The 20,084-nt window shown below is 50.5% G+C and carries 17 protein-coding genes; 11 read left to right on the forward strand and 6 right to left on the reverse strand.

The features are described from left to right. Nucleotides 1-143 precede the first annotated feature (143 nt). The 3 genes from P2G88_RS19125 to P2G88_RS19135 are packed head-to-tail and all read right to left on the reverse strand — an operon-like array spanning nucleotide 144 to nucleotide 4,274. Nucleotides 144-1,727 carry an L-lactate permease gene (locus P2G88_RS19125; RefSeq protein WP_275799146.1) on the reverse strand — a complete coding sequence of 528 codons (1,584 nt, stop codon included), beginning with the start codon at nucleotides 1,725-1,727 and terminating at the stop codon, nucleotides 144-146. Between the two features lie 8 nt (nucleotides 1,728-1,735). Continuing rightward, the gene (locus P2G88_RS19130) at nucleotides 1,736-3,598 is read right to left on the reverse strand and encodes a TIGR00341 family protein (protein ID WP_275799149.1); all 1,863 of its coding nucleotides are present in this window, start codon (nucleotides 3,596-3,598) and stop codon (nucleotides 1,736-1,738) included. A 55-nt stretch (nucleotides 3,599-3,653) separates the two neighbouring features. Further along, nucleotides 3,654-4,274 carry a hypothetical protein gene (locus P2G88_RS19135; protein ID WP_275799152.1) on the reverse strand — a complete coding sequence of 207 codons (621 nt, stop codon included), beginning with the start codon at nucleotides 4,272-4,274 and terminating at the stop codon, nucleotides 3,654-3,656. A gap of 171 nt (nucleotides 4,275-4,445) precedes the next feature. Here P2G88_RS19135 and P2G88_RS19140 point away from each other — a divergent pair, with 171 nt between their 5' ends. Further along, nucleotides 4,446-4,928 (forward strand): peptidylprolyl isomerase, encoded by a 483-nt coding sequence (locus P2G88_RS19140; protein ID WP_275799154.1) that lies wholly within the window; start codon nucleotides 4,446-4,448, stop codon nucleotides 4,926-4,928. A 163-nt stretch (nucleotides 4,929-5,091) separates the two neighbouring features. Further along, a complete protein-coding gene (locus tag P2G88_RS19145; RefSeq protein WP_275799157.1) occupies nucleotides 5,092-5,505 on the forward strand; it encodes a PH domain-containing protein in 414 nt (137 codons plus the stop codon). Here the strand turns inward: P2G88_RS19145 and P2G88_RS19150 are convergent. Further along, entirely contained in the window at nucleotides 5,502-6,533 is a 1,032-nt protein-coding gene (locus tag P2G88_RS19150) for a LacI family DNA-binding transcriptional regulator (RefSeq protein WP_275799159.1), read from the reverse strand. The two genes, P2G88_RS19145 and P2G88_RS19150, sit on opposite strands and share 4 nt — an antisense overlap. Before the next feature lie 140 nt (nucleotides 6,534-6,673). Continuing rightward, on the reverse strand, nucleotides 6,674-7,975 hold the full coding sequence (gene tolC / locus P2G88_RS19155; protein WP_275799161.1) for an outer membrane channel protein TolC: 1,302 nt from the start codon (nucleotides 7,973-7,975) through the stop codon (nucleotides 6,674-6,676). A 264-nt stretch (nucleotides 7,976-8,239) separates the two neighbouring features. Between tolC and nudF the strand changes: the two genes are divergently transcribed. The 7 genes from nudF (at nucleotide 8,240) to P2G88_RS19190 (ending at nucleotide 14,890) form a co-directional block, all read left to right on the forward strand. Beyond that, nucleotides 8,240-8,869: an ADP-ribose diphosphatase gene (gene nudF / locus P2G88_RS19160; RefSeq protein WP_275799190.1), complete on the forward strand. Its 630-nt coding sequence runs from the start codon at nucleotides 8,240-8,242 to the stop codon at nucleotides 8,867-8,869. Beyond that, on the forward strand, nucleotides 8,848-9,300 hold the full coding sequence (locus P2G88_RS19165; RefSeq protein WP_275799164.1) for a DUF1249 domain-containing protein: 453 nt from the start codon (nucleotides 8,848-8,850) through the stop codon (nucleotides 9,298-9,300). Before nudF ends, P2G88_RS19165 begins: the two co-directional genes overlap by 22 nt. Nucleotides 9,301-9,302: 2 nt before the next feature. Then, entirely contained in the window at nucleotides 9,303-10,055 is a 753-nt protein-coding gene (locus P2G88_RS19170) for a metallophosphoesterase (protein ID WP_275799167.1), read from the forward strand. Continuing rightward, nucleotides 10,027-10,668: a YqiA/YcfP family alpha/beta fold hydrolase gene (locus tag P2G88_RS19175; RefSeq protein WP_275799171.1), complete on the forward strand. Its 642-nt coding sequence runs from the start codon at nucleotides 10,027-10,029 to the stop codon at nucleotides 10,666-10,668. Before P2G88_RS19170 ends, P2G88_RS19175 begins: the two co-directional genes overlap by 29 nt. An 80-nt stretch (nucleotides 10,669-10,748) precedes the next feature. Beyond that, on the forward strand, nucleotides 10,749-12,641 hold the full coding sequence (gene parE / locus P2G88_RS19180; protein WP_275799174.1) for a DNA topoisomerase IV subunit B: 1,893 nt from the start codon (nucleotides 10,749-10,751) through the stop codon (nucleotides 12,639-12,641). Between the two features lie 4 nt (nucleotides 12,642-12,645). Further along, nucleotides 12,646-14,004, forward strand: a complete 1,359-nt coding sequence (locus tag P2G88_RS19185) for a hypothetical protein (protein ID WP_275799179.1) — start codon at nucleotides 12,646-12,648, stop codon at nucleotides 14,002-14,004. Nucleotides 14,005-14,035: 31 nt separating this feature from the next. Next, entirely contained in the window at nucleotides 14,036-14,890 is an 855-nt protein-coding gene (locus P2G88_RS19190; RefSeq protein ID WP_275799181.1) for a mechanosensitive ion channel family protein, read from the forward strand. Between the two features lie 283 nt (nucleotides 14,891-15,173). Here the strand turns inward: P2G88_RS19190 and P2G88_RS19195 are convergent, their stop codons facing one another. Beyond that, complete coding sequence (locus tag P2G88_RS19195; RefSeq protein WP_345798890.1) at nucleotides 15,174-15,596, reverse strand: NUDIX domain-containing protein; 423 nt, start codon at nucleotides 15,594-15,596, stop codon at nucleotides 15,174-15,176. 182 nt (nucleotides 15,597-15,778) lie between these two features. On the opposite strand from P2G88_RS19195, the gene P2G88_RS19200 reads away from it, so the two are divergent. Together P2G88_RS19200 and P2G88_RS19205 are read left to right on the forward strand one after the other, a co-directional pair. Next, nucleotides 15,779-16,828: an efflux RND transporter periplasmic adaptor subunit gene (locus tag P2G88_RS19200; protein WP_275799184.1), complete on the forward strand. Its 1,050-nt coding sequence runs from the start codon at nucleotides 15,779-15,781 to the stop codon at nucleotides 16,826-16,828. Between the two features lies 1 nt (nucleotide 16,829). Then, nucleotides 16,830-19,937: an efflux RND transporter permease subunit gene (locus P2G88_RS19205; RefSeq protein ID WP_275799186.1), complete on the forward strand. Its 3,108-nt coding sequence runs from the start codon at nucleotides 16,830-16,832 to the stop codon at nucleotides 19,935-19,937. Nucleotides 19,938-20,084: the final 147 nt, after the last annotated feature.

Consider the following 20,084-nt stretch of genomic DNA (forward strand, 5'->3'; position numbering starts at 1 on the left):
AATCACGCTTAAGAAAAAATCAGCCGATCCCATCAATAGGTAAGGAGCCACGGAAAACTCACTGGATGGCCCTAAAAAACAAAACCCCACCAAAATGGTGGGGTTTATCATCAATCTGAAAGGCATCCATCAGGATGCCTTTGTTACAGGTATAAAATAAACGCCACAGAGGATGCCAACAAGCAGTAGCCAAGCATTGGTAAAAGGGTAAAGCGTATTATTCGCCCCTCTTGCCCGGCCAAATTGACCACACTGGCCGCTGCCACCACATTGACGACACAAATCATATTACCGGCATTGGCGCCCAGCATTTGCAGGGCTAGTACCACCTCCTGAGGCAATTCGGATTTAAAAGCCAAGCTTTGCTGAAATCCAGAGAACATCATATTAGAGAAGGTGGCTGAGCCAGCGATAAAAGAGCCTGTGGCGCCTACAAAAGGTGCCAAAGCCAACCAGACATCAGAAAACTGCATTCCAGCCCAGTGAGCAAGGGCAATAGGCATGGACTCCATCCCGCTGTGGTTGTATCCGGAATTTAAGAATATCCGCACCATAGGAACGGCTGTTCCCAGAGAAACAATGCTGGGTATTAAGGTTTTAAGGCTGATCTGAAGCGCTGCGGAGGTCTGTCTCCATCGGCTTTGATGAAAATAGTGGCAGGACAATGCAGCCAGAAAAAACAGGGTGCCAGGTAGGTACAAAGGAGCAATTTTAGCGTCTATGGCAGTACCCAGAAGGTTTTCAAACTGCAACACCATAGATTGCAGCCAGCCTTTGAAGGGTAAGGCACTGAGGCGGCTGACAACCAACAGACCAACCAGTAGGAGATAGGGAGACCATGCACGCAAAGGGCCAAAAGATACATTGCTGGCTGGGGCTGAGGGATTGGAATTGAGGCGCCAAGTTTGACGGGGCAGGGCAATTCTGCGATCGATCATCTCTTTCACCAGAAGCAGGCCAAACAATGCACCGACAAAAGACGGAAACTCCGGGCCAAATAACCAAGCCACCAGATAGGCTGGTAGCGTAAAAGCAAGCCCGCTTAACAGCGCAAAGGGCGTCATGGCAAATCCTGCCCGCCAGCTGGGCTTGTCACCAAAGAAACGGGTTAGGATCACACAAAGCAATAGTGGCAGCGCACTGGCAATCAGGATATCGATACCGATAGCGTGCAGGGCAATACTCTGCAACTGATTCTCATCATCTAAATTGAGGCCCTGCGCCAAACCCACCAATACCGGGGTACCCAAAGCACCAAAAGAGACTGCGGTGGAGTTGGCTATCAGTGCCAGGGTTACTGCAGCCAGAGGCGAAAACCCCAGACTGACTAAAAGCGGGGCGCAGATGGCGGCCGGAGTGCCAAAGCCAGATGCGCCCTCTAGGAAGCTGCCAAACAGCCAGGCAATCAGGATCATTTGAACCCTGGCGTCCTCGCTGAGGGTGAAAAAAGCATGGCGAATTACATCAAGTGCGCCACTTTGCTTCAGGCTATTGAGCAAAAACAGGGCGCCAAAGATAATCCATAAGATAGACAGCGCAATCACCCAACCTTCCAAAACGGATGCTGCCATTTCCATGATGGCCATTTGCCAGACAAAATAAGCACTGACGGCACTGAGCAATAGGCTAAGAGGCATGGCCTTAGCGGCTTTTATGCGAAGGCCGGCAAGCAGTATCATCGGACTGAGAATAGGCACGAATGCTGCGAATAGCTGCCAGTTGCTCATCATTCTTCTTAGCGTCGTATTCTGACTTCCGCTTCCAAGATAACCGGGCGTTGTAATCGTAGTTCCAATTCTGCTTTTAAGGCATCCAAGTGGTATGGGCTCAATGGTGCTGGCGCCATTAACCGGTAAGCAACGCGGGTCGGCTCTTCCAGGTAAATATCTTGTGGCAGCAATTCTACTTCTTTCCCCATCAATTCCATTTTGCCTTGGGGCAGGCTTCGGTAGATTTGCCCTTTTTCAACCAACTTGCCAAAGGACAGGTAAAGCGGAATAGCGATAATGGCTAAGAATGCCAGAGATACACCCACACCGCGGCGAGCCAGATGAAAAGGTGCAAAGCCCAATACTAAAAACGTTAGTGCTGCGGACAGGGCAATACCCACCAGGTTGGTGATAAATAGCAAAAAGGCGCCGCCGGCCATGACCAGATCTGCCCAGCCAAGTCCTATACCCACTACCGCCAGCGGAGGCACCAGGGCCACAGCAATAGCCACGCCGGCCAGGCTCTTAGCTACTTCTTCTTTGGCGTTGGCATAGGCACCGGCAATTCCGGATATAACTGCCACCCCTAAATCAAGCAGGGTAGGTGTGAGGCGTGATTGCATTTCCGGGGTCAGGGTATCGAGCGGCATCAACCAGGTGATCCCCATGGCGCAGCTCAGAGCCAGCATCGTGCCGCCAGCCAAGGTGCGAATAGAGGTTTGCAGCAAACTGGTATCGGCACGGGCCAAGCCCATGGCCAGGCTGATGATCGGCGCCATCAATGGCGCCAGAATCATCGCACCGATAATAACAGGAGCTGAGTTGGCGAATAATCCTGTCAATGCCAGCAGTACGCTTAATACCATCAGCACCAAAAAGGCAGGCGACATTTGTGCGCTGTCTCTTAAGCTTCGGAACAGTTCCCTGAATTCATCTTCGGAGGCGTGGTGGAACATAGGGATAGGCTTCTCGGCCAACTCCGCCACCGCGCTGCCGCAAGGTAAATGACCCAGCTTAATCAGATCGCGGCCCGTATCCAGACTGGCCTTTTGCTTTTCAGCCTGTGTGGTCAACAGCTTAATACTGCGTTCTTGGACTTCACAAACTAGCTTCTTGGCCCCTAAAGCTACACCGTCCAATTGATAGTCGATGCCGTCGCTGGACTCAATCTGTAACTTGCGCGAGCGGGCCAAACCAATACTTTCCGGCAGGTTGCGCGACTCGAAGCGGCCAAACAACAGAAACCGAATCAACAGCATAATAAAAGCCACCACGCTGCGCGGTGCGACAGCGATCATGGATAGCCTGCGGTCGGCGGGCTCTAGGGAATCGGAAGCGCCTTTACCCAGCAAAAATCGGTGGTTGGGTTCAAGAATCATCATCCCCAGCAAGGCCACCCGGGTTTTCTGATCGTTAGCTGTCAACAGGTTGTAGGCTCGCAGGCGTAACGCGTTAAATTTGCCGATGGCCGTGCGAATGGCCTGCCAACGGGACAAGGCATGGGAGGTATCCTTTAGGTTGAATACCAGCAACTCGCCGATAATCACGCTGGTAAATACCGGTGTCTCGTTACAAAGCAGCATATCCACCGGCATGGCTTTGGCGTCAATCAGGGTGTCCAGTGCATCGACCAGTTTAATTTTACCGGTACCATAGGCGCGATTGGCCTGTTTGGCTTTGGGGTGGGGCAAAATCCCCAGTTCCCACTCCAAACTCAGCGCATGGGGCCAAAGCTGCTTGACTAATTCATCACTGAGATACAGCAACACCCTGCAGTTTGCTGGTGGCAGTGGATCGAGGCCGAACGTACGAGTAAGAAGTTGCTCACTGCGTTCATGCAACAACTCCAGTATCTCGGGGGAGTCATCGTGTATGACATAGCAATCCATAAATTGGTGCTCCATTGATTGAACAGGCGATGAACTTGGCTTCTGAGCGACAGCGTTATTGGAAGTCTTGGGTTTCCCAATATAGCTCTTTGGCTTGGGGTAATTGCAGTATTAACTGCTCGCGCATCATTTCAGGCTCTTTGATTTCCACGTTAAAGGCAGCCCCTTTTGTTGGCAGAGCGAGAATATGATCAAAACTGGGGGCTTGATCAATCAGGTGGACCAAAAACACATCTTGGTCATAAGTGACCTGCCTATACCGCGCTGTCGTCCCCTCATTTTGACGGGTAATCTGGGCAACGAACAGAGGTTCAACAAAGGCAACTGTGGTCTCTTCCAACAACTTACCATTGCGTTCAAAATGCCCTTGATAAAGCTTGGCTTTTACTTCCAGCTGTTGACCCTGTATCAACTGCATCAGGTCAAATGAGGCTGGCTCTAATGTCACCATTGTTTCATTTTTTAATAAACCCATGACCTCTTTTTTCTGCGCATCAGGCAGCGTCAGCCGGTACAGTATCTGGTAGTCATGGGGAGGGTGATAAAGGGGTAAGTGGTAAGCGTAAAGATGAGTCTGACCCGCTAACAAGACCATACCATGTATGCCCTGATAGCTGTGTTGGGCTTGAAGTAATGAAGAGAATAAACAAGCAACCATTAGAAAGAACAGCTTCAATGTAGCGATCCTCCGGAGAATGTCGTGAAGATTATGCTAACAGGTGACAATGGCTTGTGATCATAGACCGCAAAATAAATCTTGAGATAGCCAGCTTTCTGAGCAAGGAAATGGTATTCGCTTGGCGGCTATGGTAATTTCGCGCCAACAAAATTGATGTCGGTAAGACTTATGCAAATCAGCAAAGACAAAGTGGTTCAGTTCCATTACGAAGTGAAAGACTTGAAAGGTGAAGAGTTGGACAGCAGCCGTGACGGCCAGCCCATCTATTACCTGCACGGTCATGAAAATATCATGCCCGCGCTCGAGCAGGCCATGGAAGGAAAGAGTGCCGGTGATAAGCTTTCTCTTACCTTGGAGCCCAAAGATGCTTACGGTGAATATGAAGAGGGCGCTGAGCAACGGGTATCGGTGAAACATTTGGTGGGTGCCGATAAATGGAAGCCCGGCATGTTGGCATTGGTGAATACCGAGCACGGTCAACGTCAGGTCAAAGTGAAGAAAGTGGGCAAATTCATGGTAACAGTGGATTTGAACCATCCTCTGGCCGGTCAAACCCTGACTTTCGATCTGGAAGTGTTAGATGTGCGTGATGCCAGTGCCGAAGAAATTGAGCACGGTCATGTGCATGGCGAAGGTGGTCATCACCACTAAGTAGCCCCACGCCCCGGCAATGGGGCGTATTAAAATGGTGGATGGCAGGGCACCATGCCTAGGTGCCATCACCTGGTTTTGGTCTGCTAAGGGCAAGGATTAGCAGTTGTCTTCGAATTCTTCTGAGTCTTTATACCGGTCACGAGTGGATGTCGGCACGATTATGGTTTTGATTCTGGGGCCGCTGTTGTTGTCGGCACTGGGAGTCTGGGTCATGGCGCAAACGCTTTGGATTGGCGTATCGCTGATACTGGTGGCCCTGATTACGGCCATTGTTTGTCTTCGCTTTATCTTGCCCTGTCATTACATCCTGACTAGTGACCAATTGTTGGTGCGTTGCGGATTAACGACGCTGTCTCTGTCATATAAAGGGATCCGCAAGATAGGGCCGACTCATAACTTCCTATGGGCGCCAGCCCTTTCCAAGCGTCGACTGGAAATTGATTCCAGCGAAGGCTATCTGTTGATTTCGCCTAAAAACAGACAGAAATTTATGGCAGAGCTGAGTCAGCGCATGCATCCCAGACGCTCAACATCGGCCAAGCAGGACAATATGGAAGAGAGCGCTACGGCTTAGCTGCCGGCTTCGCCACCACAGGAACGGCGCACAATAAGCTGTGCCGGTAAAAGTTGGGGCTGGATCTGTTCACCTTTAATCATACGAATCAGGCTGTCGACCAATAACTCGCCGGCAAGCTTGGTATTCTGCTGGACCGTGGTCAATGGAGGATGGACAAAACTGGCTAGTTGGATATTGTCATAGCCCACTACTGCAATTTGTTGCGGCACGGCAATGCCCTTATCGCGCAGGGCCTTAAGTACACCAATCGCAATCAGATCGCTGGCACAGACAATGGCATCCACCTCTGTATTGCTCTGCAGCAGCTGCATGGTTGCCTGATAGCCGGATTCTTCGGTGGTGATCGCGTCTATCTGCATTAGTGGTTTACCCAATCCAGCCTGTTTAAGAACCTGACACATTCCGTTGAAGCGTTCTAAAAACTCAGGGCAATGGCTGTCGGCGCCACCAACAAAAGCGAAACGTTTACGTCCCAAAGACACTAAGTGACGGGTAACCAGCTCTCCGCCCTGGAAATTGTCACAACCAATGGAAAGACCCGGATGATCTTTATCTACCGCTCCCCAGCGCACGAAATGGGTTTTCTGGCGCTCCAGTTTGGCGAGTTTATCCTGGTAGTCCACGTAGTCGCCGTAGCCAAGCAGAATAATCCCGTCGGCCTTATTGGTGTCTTCGTAATCTGCGTGCCAATCATCACTGTAATGTTGGAAAGAGACCAGCAAATCATATCCCGCCAGTGCACAAGCTTTGGTAATGCTGCCCAGCATGGACAGGAAAAACGGGTTGATCATGGAGTCGTCAGAGGTAGGGTCTTCAAACAGTAACAGCGCAATCGTTCGGCTTTGCTGCTGGCGCAAGCTACTGGCGTTCTTATCCACCTTGTAATTAAGCTGGCGGGCGATAGCCTGGACCTTGTCCCGGGTTTCCTGATTGACCAATGGGCTATTACGCAGTGCCCTTGAGACAGTGGACTGAGATACCCCTGCCAGATGCGCTATATCGAAGGAAGTCGCCTTATCTTTCATTTACTTAACGCCCCGGTGAAGCAGGGGCGGTGAAATACAACATGTTCCAGTTTATACACCAGAGTAGGGGGGAATGCTTGTGCTTTTTAAAAAGAGAGAGCGGCAAAGCAGGATGCTGGTGCTTTGCCGCTATTGGTCTGTTAGCTTTGCGCTGGCGCGCTCAAACCGCGGTTAATATCCTGTACATCCTGATCGGACAGGGTGCCGGCTGCCTGTTTCAGGCTTAACGTGCTGTTGATATAGCCATAGCGGGCACCGGAGAGGTTACGCTTGGCATCATACAGATTACGGGTGCTGTTGAGCACATCGACAATGGTACGGGTACCCACTTCAAAACCCGCTTCGGTAGCCTTTAGTGCACTCTCTGCCGATACTACTGCTTGCTCCAGCGCCTTAATGCGTGAGATGGAAGCGGTAACATCAAAGTAGTTTGAACGCACGCTGCGTACTACCGAGCGGTATACCTGCTCACGATCTTCACTACTGGCCACAAAGTTATGTCTGGCCGTGTCGGTAGCTGCTGTGGTTGCACCGCCAGAATAGATTGGCACCTTGACTTCCAGACCGATGTAGTTGGTATTGGCGCGGCTTGGTAGTTCAACGCCATTACGATCTTCATCGTAGCTGCTCAAACGTCCGGTCAAATCAACGGTTGGATAGTGCCCGGCTTTGGCCACCTCAATGTCTTGCTTGGCAATATCCACACCGAGCATCGCAACCATCAGGTTCAGGTTTTTGTCTTCGGCAATCTGTAGCCAGCCTTCCACCTGAGCTGGCATAGGTTGGTTAGCGCTGAAGCTTTGGGTGTTGAGCACGTTAAGGTTACCGTGATAGCTGCCGGTAATTTCCCGCAGCGCTTCCAAACGCACTTCTACTTGGTTCTGTGCAGAAATTTCTGAGGCCACGGCATTATCAAACAAGGCTTGCGCTTCGTGTACATCAGTAATGGCAGTCAAACCCACGGCAAAACGCTGTTTAGTCTGCTCTAACTGGCGTTCAATGGCACGTTTTTCGGCACGAGCAAAATCCAGATCATCCTGTGCCTGTAGTACATTGAAATAGGCGCTCACGGTACGCAAAATCAAGGCTTGAGCTACCTGCGCGTAATTAGCATCGGCCTGAGTTGCCACCAATTCGGCGCGATCCAGACGCTGCCAATTACTGTGGTCGTAAATCGACTGTGTCAGCTGCAATGAAGCGCTGTTAGAGGTTATGTCAGAATCCCCACCGGTGCGATCGGCGCTTAATCCCAAGCCCAGACTCGGTAACAACGCAGCCATGCTGCTGTCGATCGAGGAGTAGGCGGCGTCACGTCTGGCCTTGGCGGCCAAAGTGGCGGGATCGTGTTGCATGGCTTGCTGATAAACTTGGTAAAGATCATCTGCAAAGGCTTGAGAGGCCACGCTAAAGCCTACAAGCAGAGACAGAATGGTTTTTTTCATGTGCTTTCCTGGTTAGTGTCTCACTTATTGTATCACCGGTGTTGTGAATACGGTGTCGCTGCAAGATTTGCAAACATGCGGCAAAGTCTAAGGAAATCAAGCGTTAACTGTAACTGAATAAGGGTAACACCCCTTGTTCAAGTGTAACAGAATATTAATTCCACCCTCAGGGCGTTGTGATTAAAGGTTCTTTTATGTCCCGATGGTCAATATGCTAGTCTAGCAGCCTGACTGGCAGTGCAGAGTCACAGGGGAAAAAGGAGCCTGGTTTTGAATAAGCGGTTTGATAGCAAAGACGTTGAAATCCTGGCCAAGGAGCCTTTATACAAAGGCTTTTTTACCATGTTGAAGTACCGTTTTCGGCACCGACTCTTCGCCGGTGGCTGGAGTGGTGAGATCCATCGTGAAATTTTCGAACGGGGCCATGCCGTGGCGATGCTGCCATATGATCCAGTATTGGATGAAGTGGTGTTAATTGAGCAATTCCGGGCCGGTGCCCTGGCGACTTCGGAGTATCCTTGGCTGCTTGAATGCGTGGCCGGCATTATCGACCCCGGAGAAACCGCCGAACAGGTGTGCCGACGCGAAGCAATGGAAGAGGCTGGGTTGAAAATTCATCGCCTACAACCCATGCTCAGTTATCTGTCCAGTCCGGGGGGCACCACGGAGCGTTTGTATTTGTATATTGGAGAATGCGACGCGTCCAATGCTGAGGGGATCCATGGTCTGGATTCTGAAAATGAGGATATTCGGGTGCATCGTTTTAAAGCGGATGAGGCCCTTCAGTTTGTGCAAAATGGACGCGTAGATAACGCGGCGACACTGATTGCCTTGCAATGGTTCGCCTTAAACAAATCAACACTGGTAGCCCAATGGCAGAGCGACAAGTCCTAAAAAAGTATGTTCCAAGACTGGCAACGTTGCAGGCCGTCTGTGAAGTGAACTACGGTCGCTTGATTCGGCTGTTACCGGATCTGGATCATGACAACCTGGAATATCGCTTTGGTGTCGCCAGTGGCTTGTGTTACCTAATCAGAATACAGCTCTGTGAGCCCTACACCACCACATTGGAAATGCGTCAGGTATCAGAGGGCATGCCAACCTACTTACAACCTGTGATGCAGGTTCGCCTGTACCATGATGCGCGCATGGCTGAAGTGCTCGGCTTTCAGCATATGGGCAAATTCAGGGCTAGCTATCCTTATCCCAATCGCCTGATGCACCAGCGCAATGAAAAAGAGCTGGTCAATCACTTTCTGGCTGACTGGTTGGTGTTCTGTCTGCAGCACCGGGCCGACAACTCTATCCGCCAGAATACCGATTGACGATGTTACTTCGTCTAGCACAAGTCAGCGATTGCCATCTGTTCGCCGACCCCGACAGGTTGGGATATGGCAATATCAATCCCTATCAGAGCTTACAACGGGTATTGGCAGAGGTTGCCAAAGTGCAGCCTGACAGGGTGATCTTTACGGGTGATATCAGTGGCGATCTCAGTGAGCAAAGCTACCAACATTTTGTACAGCTTTGGCAGCAATCGGGTATGGATATCCCCTGGCATATTATCCCCGGCAATCACGATGCCCCGAATTTGATGCAAGCCCTGTTTACTGAGCAACTGCTGTGGTTAAAGCATCCTATCCAGCACGGAAATTGGCGCTTGCATGCCTTAAACAGCCATTACATCGGGACGCTAGGCATGGTTGACGACAAGCAGCTTAAGGCGTTTGAGAAAAAGCTGGACAGTGAGCCAGACGCGAGCCATTTAATTGCCGTTCATCACCATCCTTTGCCCACACATAGCTGGATGGACCGGCATGAATGGGTAAACCGCGAGCTGTTTCTTCAGCTAATCGCTGGTCGCCATCAGGTCAAAGTGGTGATACATGGCCATATCCACAGTGATCAGCAACAGTTATTCGAAAGGGCGCAGATTCTTGCCTGCCCTTCTTCTTGCTGGCAGTGGCAGCTCTCCTCTGATTTTGCCGTTGCCGACGAGGCGCCGGGGTTTCGTCTGATCCACTTGGCGGCCGATGGAAGCTGCTCTACCGATGTTATGCGCCTGGCAGGGGAGAACTAAGCTGAATAACGTTCTTATTTACTTACATGGCTTTTTAAGTTCGCCCCAATCATTAAAAGCGCAGCAACTTAGCGCATACGTAAGACAGTATCATCCTGATATCAACCTGCTGGTACCGCCTTTGGATGATATACCGACAAAGGCACTTGACCAGGCTGAGCAAGCGCTTCGACCTTATCTTGGCGCCCGGATTGGCTTAGTGGGTAGTTCCATGGGGGGCTTTCTGGCAACACATTTGGCTAATCGCTTTGAGCTAAACGCTGTGCTGGTCAATCCCGCCGTAGACCCTGACCTGCTACTTGAGAACATGACTGGCACTCATCAAAATCCCTACAGCGGACAGCGCGTCGAAGTGACTAAGGCACTGGTTAATCAGCTTCGTGATATGCGTGTTGAGCCCAAACACCCAAGGCGTTTATGGCTATTACAACAAGAAGGCGATGAAACCCTGGATTACCGCTGGGCCATAAAGCGCTATCAGGATTGTCAGCTCACCCTGGAGCCTGGCGGTTGCCATGCTTTTTCCGGATTTGAGCGCTATCTTAGTGCCATCATTGAATTTTTGTTTGACCATGAGGCTTGCCAGGGAATTGCTCCGCAGGCCCCATGTTGATACCATCAATGGATTAACCGGCTGTGCCGGCCAACCCATCTTAGAACTGATAAAAACCCAATTCGGTAATATGAATCAGCATGTCCAATCAAAGTTATAACGCCGATGCCATTGAGGTATTAAGTGGTCTGGATCCGGTTAAGCGCCGCCCAGGGATGTATACCGACACCACCCGTCCTAATCACTTGGGGCAGGAAGTCATTGACAACAGTGTCGATGAGGCATTGGCAGGACATGCCAGCAGTATCAAAGTGGTTTTGTACGAAGATCAGTCCCTCGAGGTCATCGACGATGGACGAGGAATGCCAGTGGACATTCACCCGGAAGAGGGGATCTCCGGTGTCGAATTGATCATGACCAAATTGCATGCCGGCGGTAAGTTCTCCAACAAAAACTATCAATTCTCCGGCGGTTTGCACGGTGTGGGTATTTCGGTGGTCAATGCGCTTTCAAAGCGTGTGGAAGTGACCATTCGTCGTGATGGACAGGTATATCAGGTGGCTTTTGCCAGCGGTGGCAAAGTAGAGGATTTGCAGGTTATCGACAGTTGCGGTAAACGCAACACCGGCACCCGAGTCAGATTCTGGCCTGACGAGCAATATTTCGATTCGGCCAAGTTTTCCGTTTCACGCATGCTGCATGTGCTTCGCGCTAAAGCCGTACTATGTCCTGGCCTGAAAATCCGCTTTGAGGACAAAATCAGCGGTGAGAGCCATGAATGGTGTTTTCTGGATGGATTACAGGATTACTTGCTGCAATCTGTTGGCGAAGTGCCTTCCATCCCTGAGGAAAAGCCGTTTGTGGGGAGCTTTTCCGGCAATCACGAAGCCGCTGATTGGGCCGTGATCTGGCTGCCGGAAGGGGGCGAGCTGTTGACCGAAAGTTACGTCAATCTGATCCCTACTGCACAAGGTGGCACCCATGTAAATGGCTTGCGCCAGGGCCTCTTGGAGTCCATGCGCGAATTCTGCGAATTCAGAAACCTGCTGCCAAGAGGCATTAAGTTGACCCCGGAAGATATCTGGGACCGCTGTGCCTATATCTTATCTACCAAGATGCAGGATCCCCAATTTGCCGGCCAAACCAAGGAGCGTTTGTCTTCGCGCCAGGCGGCCGCTTTTGTCTCCGGGGTGGTTAAAGATGCTTTTAGTCTTTGGCTAAACCAGCATACGGCGGTTGCCGAGCAATTGGCGCAGATGTGTATCAGTCACGCTCAACGACGCCTGCGCCAGGTGAAAAAAGTTGAGCGTAAGAAAGTGACACAGGGACCCGCCTTACCGGGCAAGTTGACCGACTGTGCAACCCAGGATATCCGTCGCTCAGAGTTATTTCTGGTGGAAGGTGACTCTGCTGGTGGCTCAGCGAAGCAGGCCAGAGACAGAGAATTCCAGGCGGTGATGCCGCTGCGGGGAAAAATCCTCAATACGTGGGAAGTGGAGTCCAATCTGGTCTTGGGCTCACAAGAAATTCACGATATTTCTGTAGCCCTTGGCATCGACCCTGATTCGGACGATCTTTCTGCTCTTCGCTATGGCAAAGTTTGCATCCTGGCTGATGCGGACTCCGATGGTCTGCATATTGCAACCTTGTTATGCGCGTTGTTCGTTAAACACTTCCGGGCCTTAGTTGACCATGGTCATGTGTACGTTGCGATGCCGCCACTGTTCAGGATTGATGTGGGTAAAGAGGTTTATTACGCTTTGGATGAAGGTGAGAAACAAGGGATCTTGGATCGCATCGAAGCGGAGCATAAAAAAGGCAAAGTGAATGTGCAGCGCTTTAAGGGACTGGGGGAGATGAATCCTCTGCAGCTGCGCGAAACTACTATGGATCCCAATACGCGACGCCTGGTGCAATTGACCGTTGACGATGCCGAGCAAACCATGGAATTGATGGATATGTTGCTGGCCAAGAAACGCGCTTCGGATCGCAAAGATTGGCTGGAAGCCAAAGGTAACCTGGCACAGGTTTAAGTGAATGACCACTAGCATGCAAGCGTCTCCCCAATCGTCTTTTCGACTGAGCCCGGGCATGGTGATGTCCTTGGTGGCCAAAGGTCTGGTATGGCTGCTGTTCACGCTGTTGTTACTAGCCAGCATTCTCAGTGTCACGGTGGCGTTTTTATTAACTGATGATCGCCCTTTGATTATTGCCGATGGTGCACAACAGGTAGCGGATGCGGAGACCATTAATGAATTATGGCCACAAGTGCGTTGGATCCTTGCCCGTGGCGGCGCTCCGCAAACCCTGACCTTTACCCGTCAACAATTGGACAGTTTGACCGGCTTTGCACAGCGTGCCTTTCCGAGGTTAAGTGGCAAAGTCGACTTGATGGAAGATCGGGCAAGAGTCATGGCTACGGTCGAATTACCGCAGAATCCCTTCGGTCCCTATATCAATGTAAGCGTTGATTTATTGAATGCCGAAGGATTGCAGTTGGGGCCGCTGAATGCGGGGGAATTTTCGATTTCTGGCGAACGCGTTCTGTATATGCTGGTGAGCTTTGTTGACTGGCAGATAAGCGACTCTATTGCCAGTGAATTGGCGTCAAGAGTTCGTGGCGTGCGAGTGGCAGAAGACAGTATCAAAGTGGATGTGGCGGCCATCGCCAAATTGGTTGAACGCCTGAGGACATTGCCGAAAAACTTGTCCACACCCAAAGAGCAGGACAGATCGAGGAAAATAGGCGAATACTACTCTTTGTTGGAGCAGGTAAAGCTCCCGCGCGGTGTATCCCCAGTGTCCCTGGATGTGTATCTGAAACCCCTTTTTGCAGCGGCCAAAGCCCGGGCGGAAGAAGAGGGCGATCCTGAGGATGAAAATGAGGCAGCCATGATGGCGCTGTCAATGTATGCCGGCAGTCGTCATTTCGGCAAACTGGTTGGTGTATTGCCAAGTTCCTCCGGGCATACTGCGCGCACCGACAGGCCATTGGTATTGGCAAAACGCGCTGATTTAGCATTGCACTTTGTTTATTCCATGGCACTTAAAGTGCTCTCAGATCGAGGGCTGAGTAATGCTATTGGTGAGTTCAAGGAATTGATGGACAGGGCAGCTACAGGCTCCGGTTATAGCTTTGTGGATCTGGCCGCGGATAAAGCGGGTATTCATCTGGCGGACGCTGCACTTGATTCTGAGCGCGCCGTTCTTGTGCAAACCCGCATGGCGGCCTCTAATGGCGAGGCAGACTATATGCCCGCTATAGATGGGCTTCCCGAAGGGTTAAGTAAAGCCCAGTTTGTCGCGCAGTTTGAGCAGGTAGACAGTCCTCAGTACCAGGAAATGGTGGCAGAGATTGAAAGACGCATCCAAGCCTTGCCTTTGCATCAACCCTGATCTTACTTGAAGATAGTCGTAGGAGAGTTTCTTGACCTTTGATATTGGGGCTGCGGTGCAATGGATCTTGCAGCACAAGCTGTTGTTGTCTATCTGCCTGATTATCCTGCTGTTAAGTTGTCGACAGTGGCTTATCGGCCTTATCCGTAAGCGAGCCAAGCGCAAGGCGCAGGATAAACGCCACCTGGTCAATACGGTCAAAAATGCCGCCAATCTCAGCCTGTTTGTATTGTTGCTGGGGATCTGGTCCAGTGAACTTCAAAATCTGGCTTTGTCCATTGCTGCCTTTACCGTTGCCATCGTGCTCGCCACCCGCGAGTTTATCCAATGCATCACCGGTTTTATCTACGCCACCAGTACCCGTATTTTCCGCGTTGGGGATTGGATCCAGGTAGGCAATCATAGTGGCGAGGTAATAGAGTCAGATTGGTTTAAACTGACATTGTTGGAAGTAGACCTGCATAACTATGAATACAGTGGCAAAACCCTGACCTTACCGAATAACTTACTGATCACTAACCCGGTTAAAAATCTTAATTTCCTGAAGCGCTACAGTACCCATACCTTTGTGCTGGTACGAGACCAAAGTGTTAACCCTTTTACATTCAAAGATGAACTGTTGCAGCGTGCTGCAGCCCATTGCGAGCACTTTAAGGATGTGGCGGTGCGATACAGCAATCTTATTCAGAAGAGATTGGAAGTCCCCATTTCCGGGCCAGAGCCAGATATCCGTCTCACCACCAATCACCTCGGGGATACTGAAGCGAGAATTACCATATTTTGCCCAACGGAACAGGCTATTGAGATAGAACAAAAGATCACTCAGGACTATATGGCATTATGGTTTGAGCATAAACTCAGAAACCAGCAATTGGTAAAGAGTTAGGCTTTCTCAGGTCACTTTCATTTTTAGTGTTTTTAGCGCCATTTATAGGCGTTAACTAAGTTAAAAACTGTGCTCTTTAGGGAGGATGATTTTGTAAGTGCTGCGAAAACACCCAATTTGGAATCGTTGCCTTGGTAAGTCTTAAATTCTGGCCTTGGCCAAATTATTGGCGCATTTGACTTTTTCTTGAACTGGCTGGATGCCAATTTGATTATGCTGGTGGCAAGGTAACAGGTGAAAACGGCGCTTTAGCAGGGTAAGAGAGAAAACCTGCCCTTAATAGTTATTCAACTTGGTCGAAATAGGCCCTGATAAGTAAAAGATCCTCCTCTTTTTGCCAATCGCGAAATTGAATCTCATAGGGGTCAATAAGTTTTATTGACTGAATATTGTCTTCAGCCCAAGCCGGTACCGGAAACTCAACAAACTCGGCACCAAAGCTCCCTTGAAGCTGGCAACCATAAACGCGAACGCCATCACTATCTGCGCCCAAAAATGTACCTACTTCCACATTAAAACCTGTGGTTTCCCATGTGGCTCTGTGTGCAGCACACTGCGCCGACTCTCCCGTTTTCACCTTGTCTGACGGCAAGCCCTGCCTATCGGAATGTCGATGGGCTATGGTAAGCATCAATTGGTCGATTTTGATTAGGCAAGCACCCTGGCCGGCGATATCCTCCCGAGCCGGCTCACTGACCCTGCACATGGGGTCTGGTGGTGTCTCCGAAGTACAGGAGACAAGCGCAAAAAGACTGACAAAATATAAACTTAGTCGCAAAATGCTACGTATAACTATTCGAATTTGCGCCAATCATACACTGCTTGTCGGCTTAAAGGGCAATAAGCATTTTGTAATTTTATATTGATGCCAAGGTTACAGGTTTACACATGAAGAAAATCCATCTTTCCCCCGTATTGTTGGTTTTAATAGCGGTGGCGGGAATGACCCTATATGTCTTTACCCGAGAAGAGACAGGCAAAAATGGTCGTGTGAACGAACCCTTGCCTGTGGTGGTGGAGCAAGTTACGCAGCAACCTTTTGCCGTGGTCATTGAGGCTTTAGGCACGGCCAAAGCCAACGAGTCTGTTGAAGTCACGGCGCTTAGCACCGAAATGGTAGACAGTATTGGATTCGATGATGGTGATAGGGTGAAAAAGGGGCAATTGCTGGTATCCCTTCACAATCGCGAAGAAAAGGCCAAAGTCAATGAGTTGGAAATTGGTCTGCAAGAGGCGAAACGGCAATTAACCCGGATCCGCAATCTGGCCCGCGAAAATGCGGCTTCGGCTCAGTTACTGGACGAGCAGGAAGCTAAAGTAAAAGCCTTGACCGCACAGCTTGAAGTAGTGAATGCCAAACTGGCCGACCTGGAGATTCGGGCACCTTTTTCAGGAAAATTGGGAATTCGTCGGGTGAGTCAAGGAGCGTTGGTCAGGCCCGGAGAAGTCATCACTACCTTAGACGATGTGCACCAGATGAAGGTAGATTTCAGTATCTCTGAGGTGCATCTGCCTGACGTACAAAAGGGATTAAAGGTGCAAGCGCATTCCGTCGCCTATCCAGATAAGGTGTTTGAAGGGGAAATAAGCAGCTTGGATTCCCGTCTAGATCCCATTACGCGCTCTATCCAGGTGCGTGCCATCATCGATAACCCAGACTTTCTGCTAAGCCCCGGCATGCTACTGCAAATCAACCTGCATAAGCGTTTGCTGAATACCTTGGTGGTGTCAGAAGGAGCGCTTATTCCGATCGATGACAAGCAATTTGTATTTGTGGTAGATGAGCAGGGTATGGTCAAAAAGACCGAAGTGAAAGTGGGCTATCGTAAGCCTGGCACCGCGCAGATTATATCCGGATTAAACGAAGGCGAGCGGGTGGTTATTGAGGGGGCGCTACGCCTCGGTGATGGCGCCAAGGTCAAGGTAGTGGAGGGCTGAAATGCTGCTGTCAGATATCTCCGTTAAACGACCGGTCTTTGCCACCGTAGTCAACCTGCTGCTGCTGGTTTTTGGTGTGGTGGCGGTCAGCATGTTGTCCCTGCGCGAATACCCCGATGTGGATCCGCCCATCGTCTCCGTTAATACTGACTATCCTGGAGCTTCAGCATCTATTGTTGAATCCAGAATCACCCAATTGCTGGAAGACAGGATCAGTGGCATCGAGGGGATAAAAAATATTACCTCAGAGAGCCGCAATGGCCGTTCATCCATCGACATTGAATTTCAGTTGCACCGCGATATCGACGCCGCTGCCAACGATGTTCGCGAGCGGGTAAGCCGTGCCCTTAATAACTTGCCTGATCAGGCCAATCCACCGGAAGTATTTAAATCAGACTCAAACGAAGATGTGGTGGTCTGGTACAACCTGCGAAGCGACAGTCTGTCGGTGATGGAGTTGACCGACTATGCGGATCGCTATGTTGTAGACAGGCTGGCTGTGGTCGATGGAGTCGCCAGGGTCAGGCTTGGCGGTGGCCGTACCTATGCCATGAAAGTGTGGCTGAATCGCAACGCCATGGCGGCGCGTAATATCACCGTGCAGGATATTGAGCGAGTGATTCGTTCCGAAAACGTGGAATTACCTGCAGGTGTGATCGAATCTGACAACCGGGATTTCGAAGTTCGGGTGGCTCGAAGCTTCCTGACCCCCCGGGATTTTTCGCAGTTAACCATTAAAGCCGGTGAAGACGGTTATCTGGTTAAACTGGGTGAAGTAGCACGTGTAGAACTCGCTGCTGAAGATGATGAAACCGAGTTTCGCGGCAACGGTGTAAACATGATTGGGCTTGGTATTGTTAAGCAGTCCAAGGCCAACACCCTGGATGTGGCGCGTAATGCCAAAAAGGCCATTCAGGAGTTAGAAGAAAGTCTGCCACCCAATATCTTTATCGTACCCAGCTACGACTCTTCTGTATTTATCGAAGAATCTATTCAAGAAGTGTACGAAACACTGGCTATTGCCATGGGCCTGGTTGTGGTCGTTATTTACCTGTTTTTGGGTAACGTGCGAGCCACACTGATCCCTGCTGTTACCGTGCCCTTGTCCTTGGTGTCGGCCTTTATGGTGCTGTACATGCTGGATTTTTCTATCAACTTGCTGACGCTGTTATCGTTGGTATTAGCCATCGGCCTGGTGGTGGACGACGCCATAGTGGTGCTTGAGAACATATACCGTCGGGTTGAAATGGGCGAGCCACCCCTGCTAGCGGCCTATCGCGGTGCCAGAGAAGTGGGTTTCGCTGTTATTGCCACCACATTGGTGTTGATCGCGGTGTTTCTGCCATTGGTGTTTTTACAGGGCAATATCGGCCGCCTGTTTACTGAGTTTGCGGTGGCTATTGCCGCTGCTGTGGCATTCTCCAGTTTTACCGCGTTGACGCTTTCACCGATGATGTGTTCGCGCTTACTGAAAAAACAAGAGCGTGTCAGTTGGTTTGGCCGTTTGGTGGACTCTGCGTTTTTGCGCTTAGAAAACCGTTACTTCGACTCGCTCAGTAAAAGCTTGCATCAACCTTGGGCCAGTGCTGCATTAGTGTTGGTGTCTTTACTTGGCCTCTATGGTCTCAGCAAGGAAGTGCCCAGTGAGTTTGTTCCCAAGGAAGATCGCGGTAACTTCTTTATCCTGATGCAGGCTGCAGAGGGAGCAAGTTTCGAAAGTAATAGCCGTAATCTGACCAAGGTCGAGTCCATACTCCTGCCCTACCTGGATAAGGGCGAGGTGGACAGGGTGCTGGTGCGCACGCCGGGCTTTGGTGGTTCGGCGGGCATCGCCATCGTTGGTGCGGTGCCTTGGGATGAACGCGAGCGCTCAACCTTTGCTTTGATGGGGGAGGTGAGTAAGAAGCTGTCTGATATACCCGATGTTCGTGCCTTTGCCATCATGCGCAGCAGCTTGGGCGGTGGAGGCTTGGGTCGACCGGTACAATTCGTGCTCAAAGGCGATACCTATGAAGAATTGGTGGAAGCCAGGGATAAGATCTTGGCCAAAGCCGCAGAGAATCCCGGTCTTATCCGGCTGGATAGTGACTACAAGGAAACCTGGCCACAAATTCTGGTCAATATCGACAGGGACAGGGCGGCAGATTTGGGTGTGTCCATCGGCGATATCGGACGCACGTTGGAAACCATGCTGGGGCAGCGCCGGGTGTCGACCTACCTTGATCGCGGTCAGGAATATTATGTGATTATGGAAGGAAACAAAGAGGATTATCGTAGCCCACAAAGTATCGATAATTTGTATGTTCGCTCCAATCGCAGCAATGAGTTGATCCCCTTAGATAACTTGTTAAGCCTCGAGGAAACGGCCACGTCAGATACCTTGCACCGCTACAACAGAATGCGGGCTATCACTATTAGTGCCAACCTGGCCGACGACTACAGTCTCGGTGAGGCCATTGAGTATCTGAAAGATCTGGTGGAAACCGAGGTGTCAGGTAACGTGGCGGTGGATTACAAAGGCGAGTCCCAGCTGTACCAAGAGTCAGGCAATAGCATTCTGTTTATCTTTGCTCTGGCATTGGTAGTAACTTATCTGGTGTTAGCGGCCCAGTTTGAAAGTTGGGTGCATCCTTTTGTGATCATGCTGACCGTACCTTTGGCATTGCTTGGGGCTTTTGCCGGACTCTATCTGGCTGACATGACTATCAATATTTACAGCCAAATCGGCATGGTGATGCTGATTGGTCTGGCTGCCAAAAACGGTATCCTTATCGTCGAATTTGCCAACCAGTTACGCGATGCTGGAATGGAGTTCGAGTTTGCCCTTAAACGTGCAGCAAGACTCCGATTGCGACCCATTGTGATGACCGGATTTACTACTATTTTCAGTTCCCTGCCTCTGGTACTGGCCACTGGCCCTGGGTCGGAGAGCCGTATGGTGATTGGTATGGTGATTTTTGCCGGGGTACTATTAGCCACGTTTATGACTTTGTTTGTGGTGCCCACCGCCTATTACTGGCTGGCGCGTCATACCGGCTCGCCAATGGAGCTGACCAAAAAGATAGAAGCCTTGGAGCAGGATATTCCCTACCGCAAGGAAGAGATGTAAATGAAAAAGCCCCTATAAAGGGGCTTCAGACTGTTGAAAAAGGCCTGGACGCAGATCCAGGCCTTTGATCTAATGAGCATAGTGAACAACATGGATTCACCATGCTTAGAGACAAAACCCCCCAACAATATGAACTAGAAATGGTCG

Source organism: Aliiglaciecola sp. CAU 1673 (assembly GCF_029223185.1).
Taxonomy (GTDB): Bacteria; Pseudomonadota; Gammaproteobacteria; order Enterobacterales; family Alteromonadaceae; genus Bowmanella.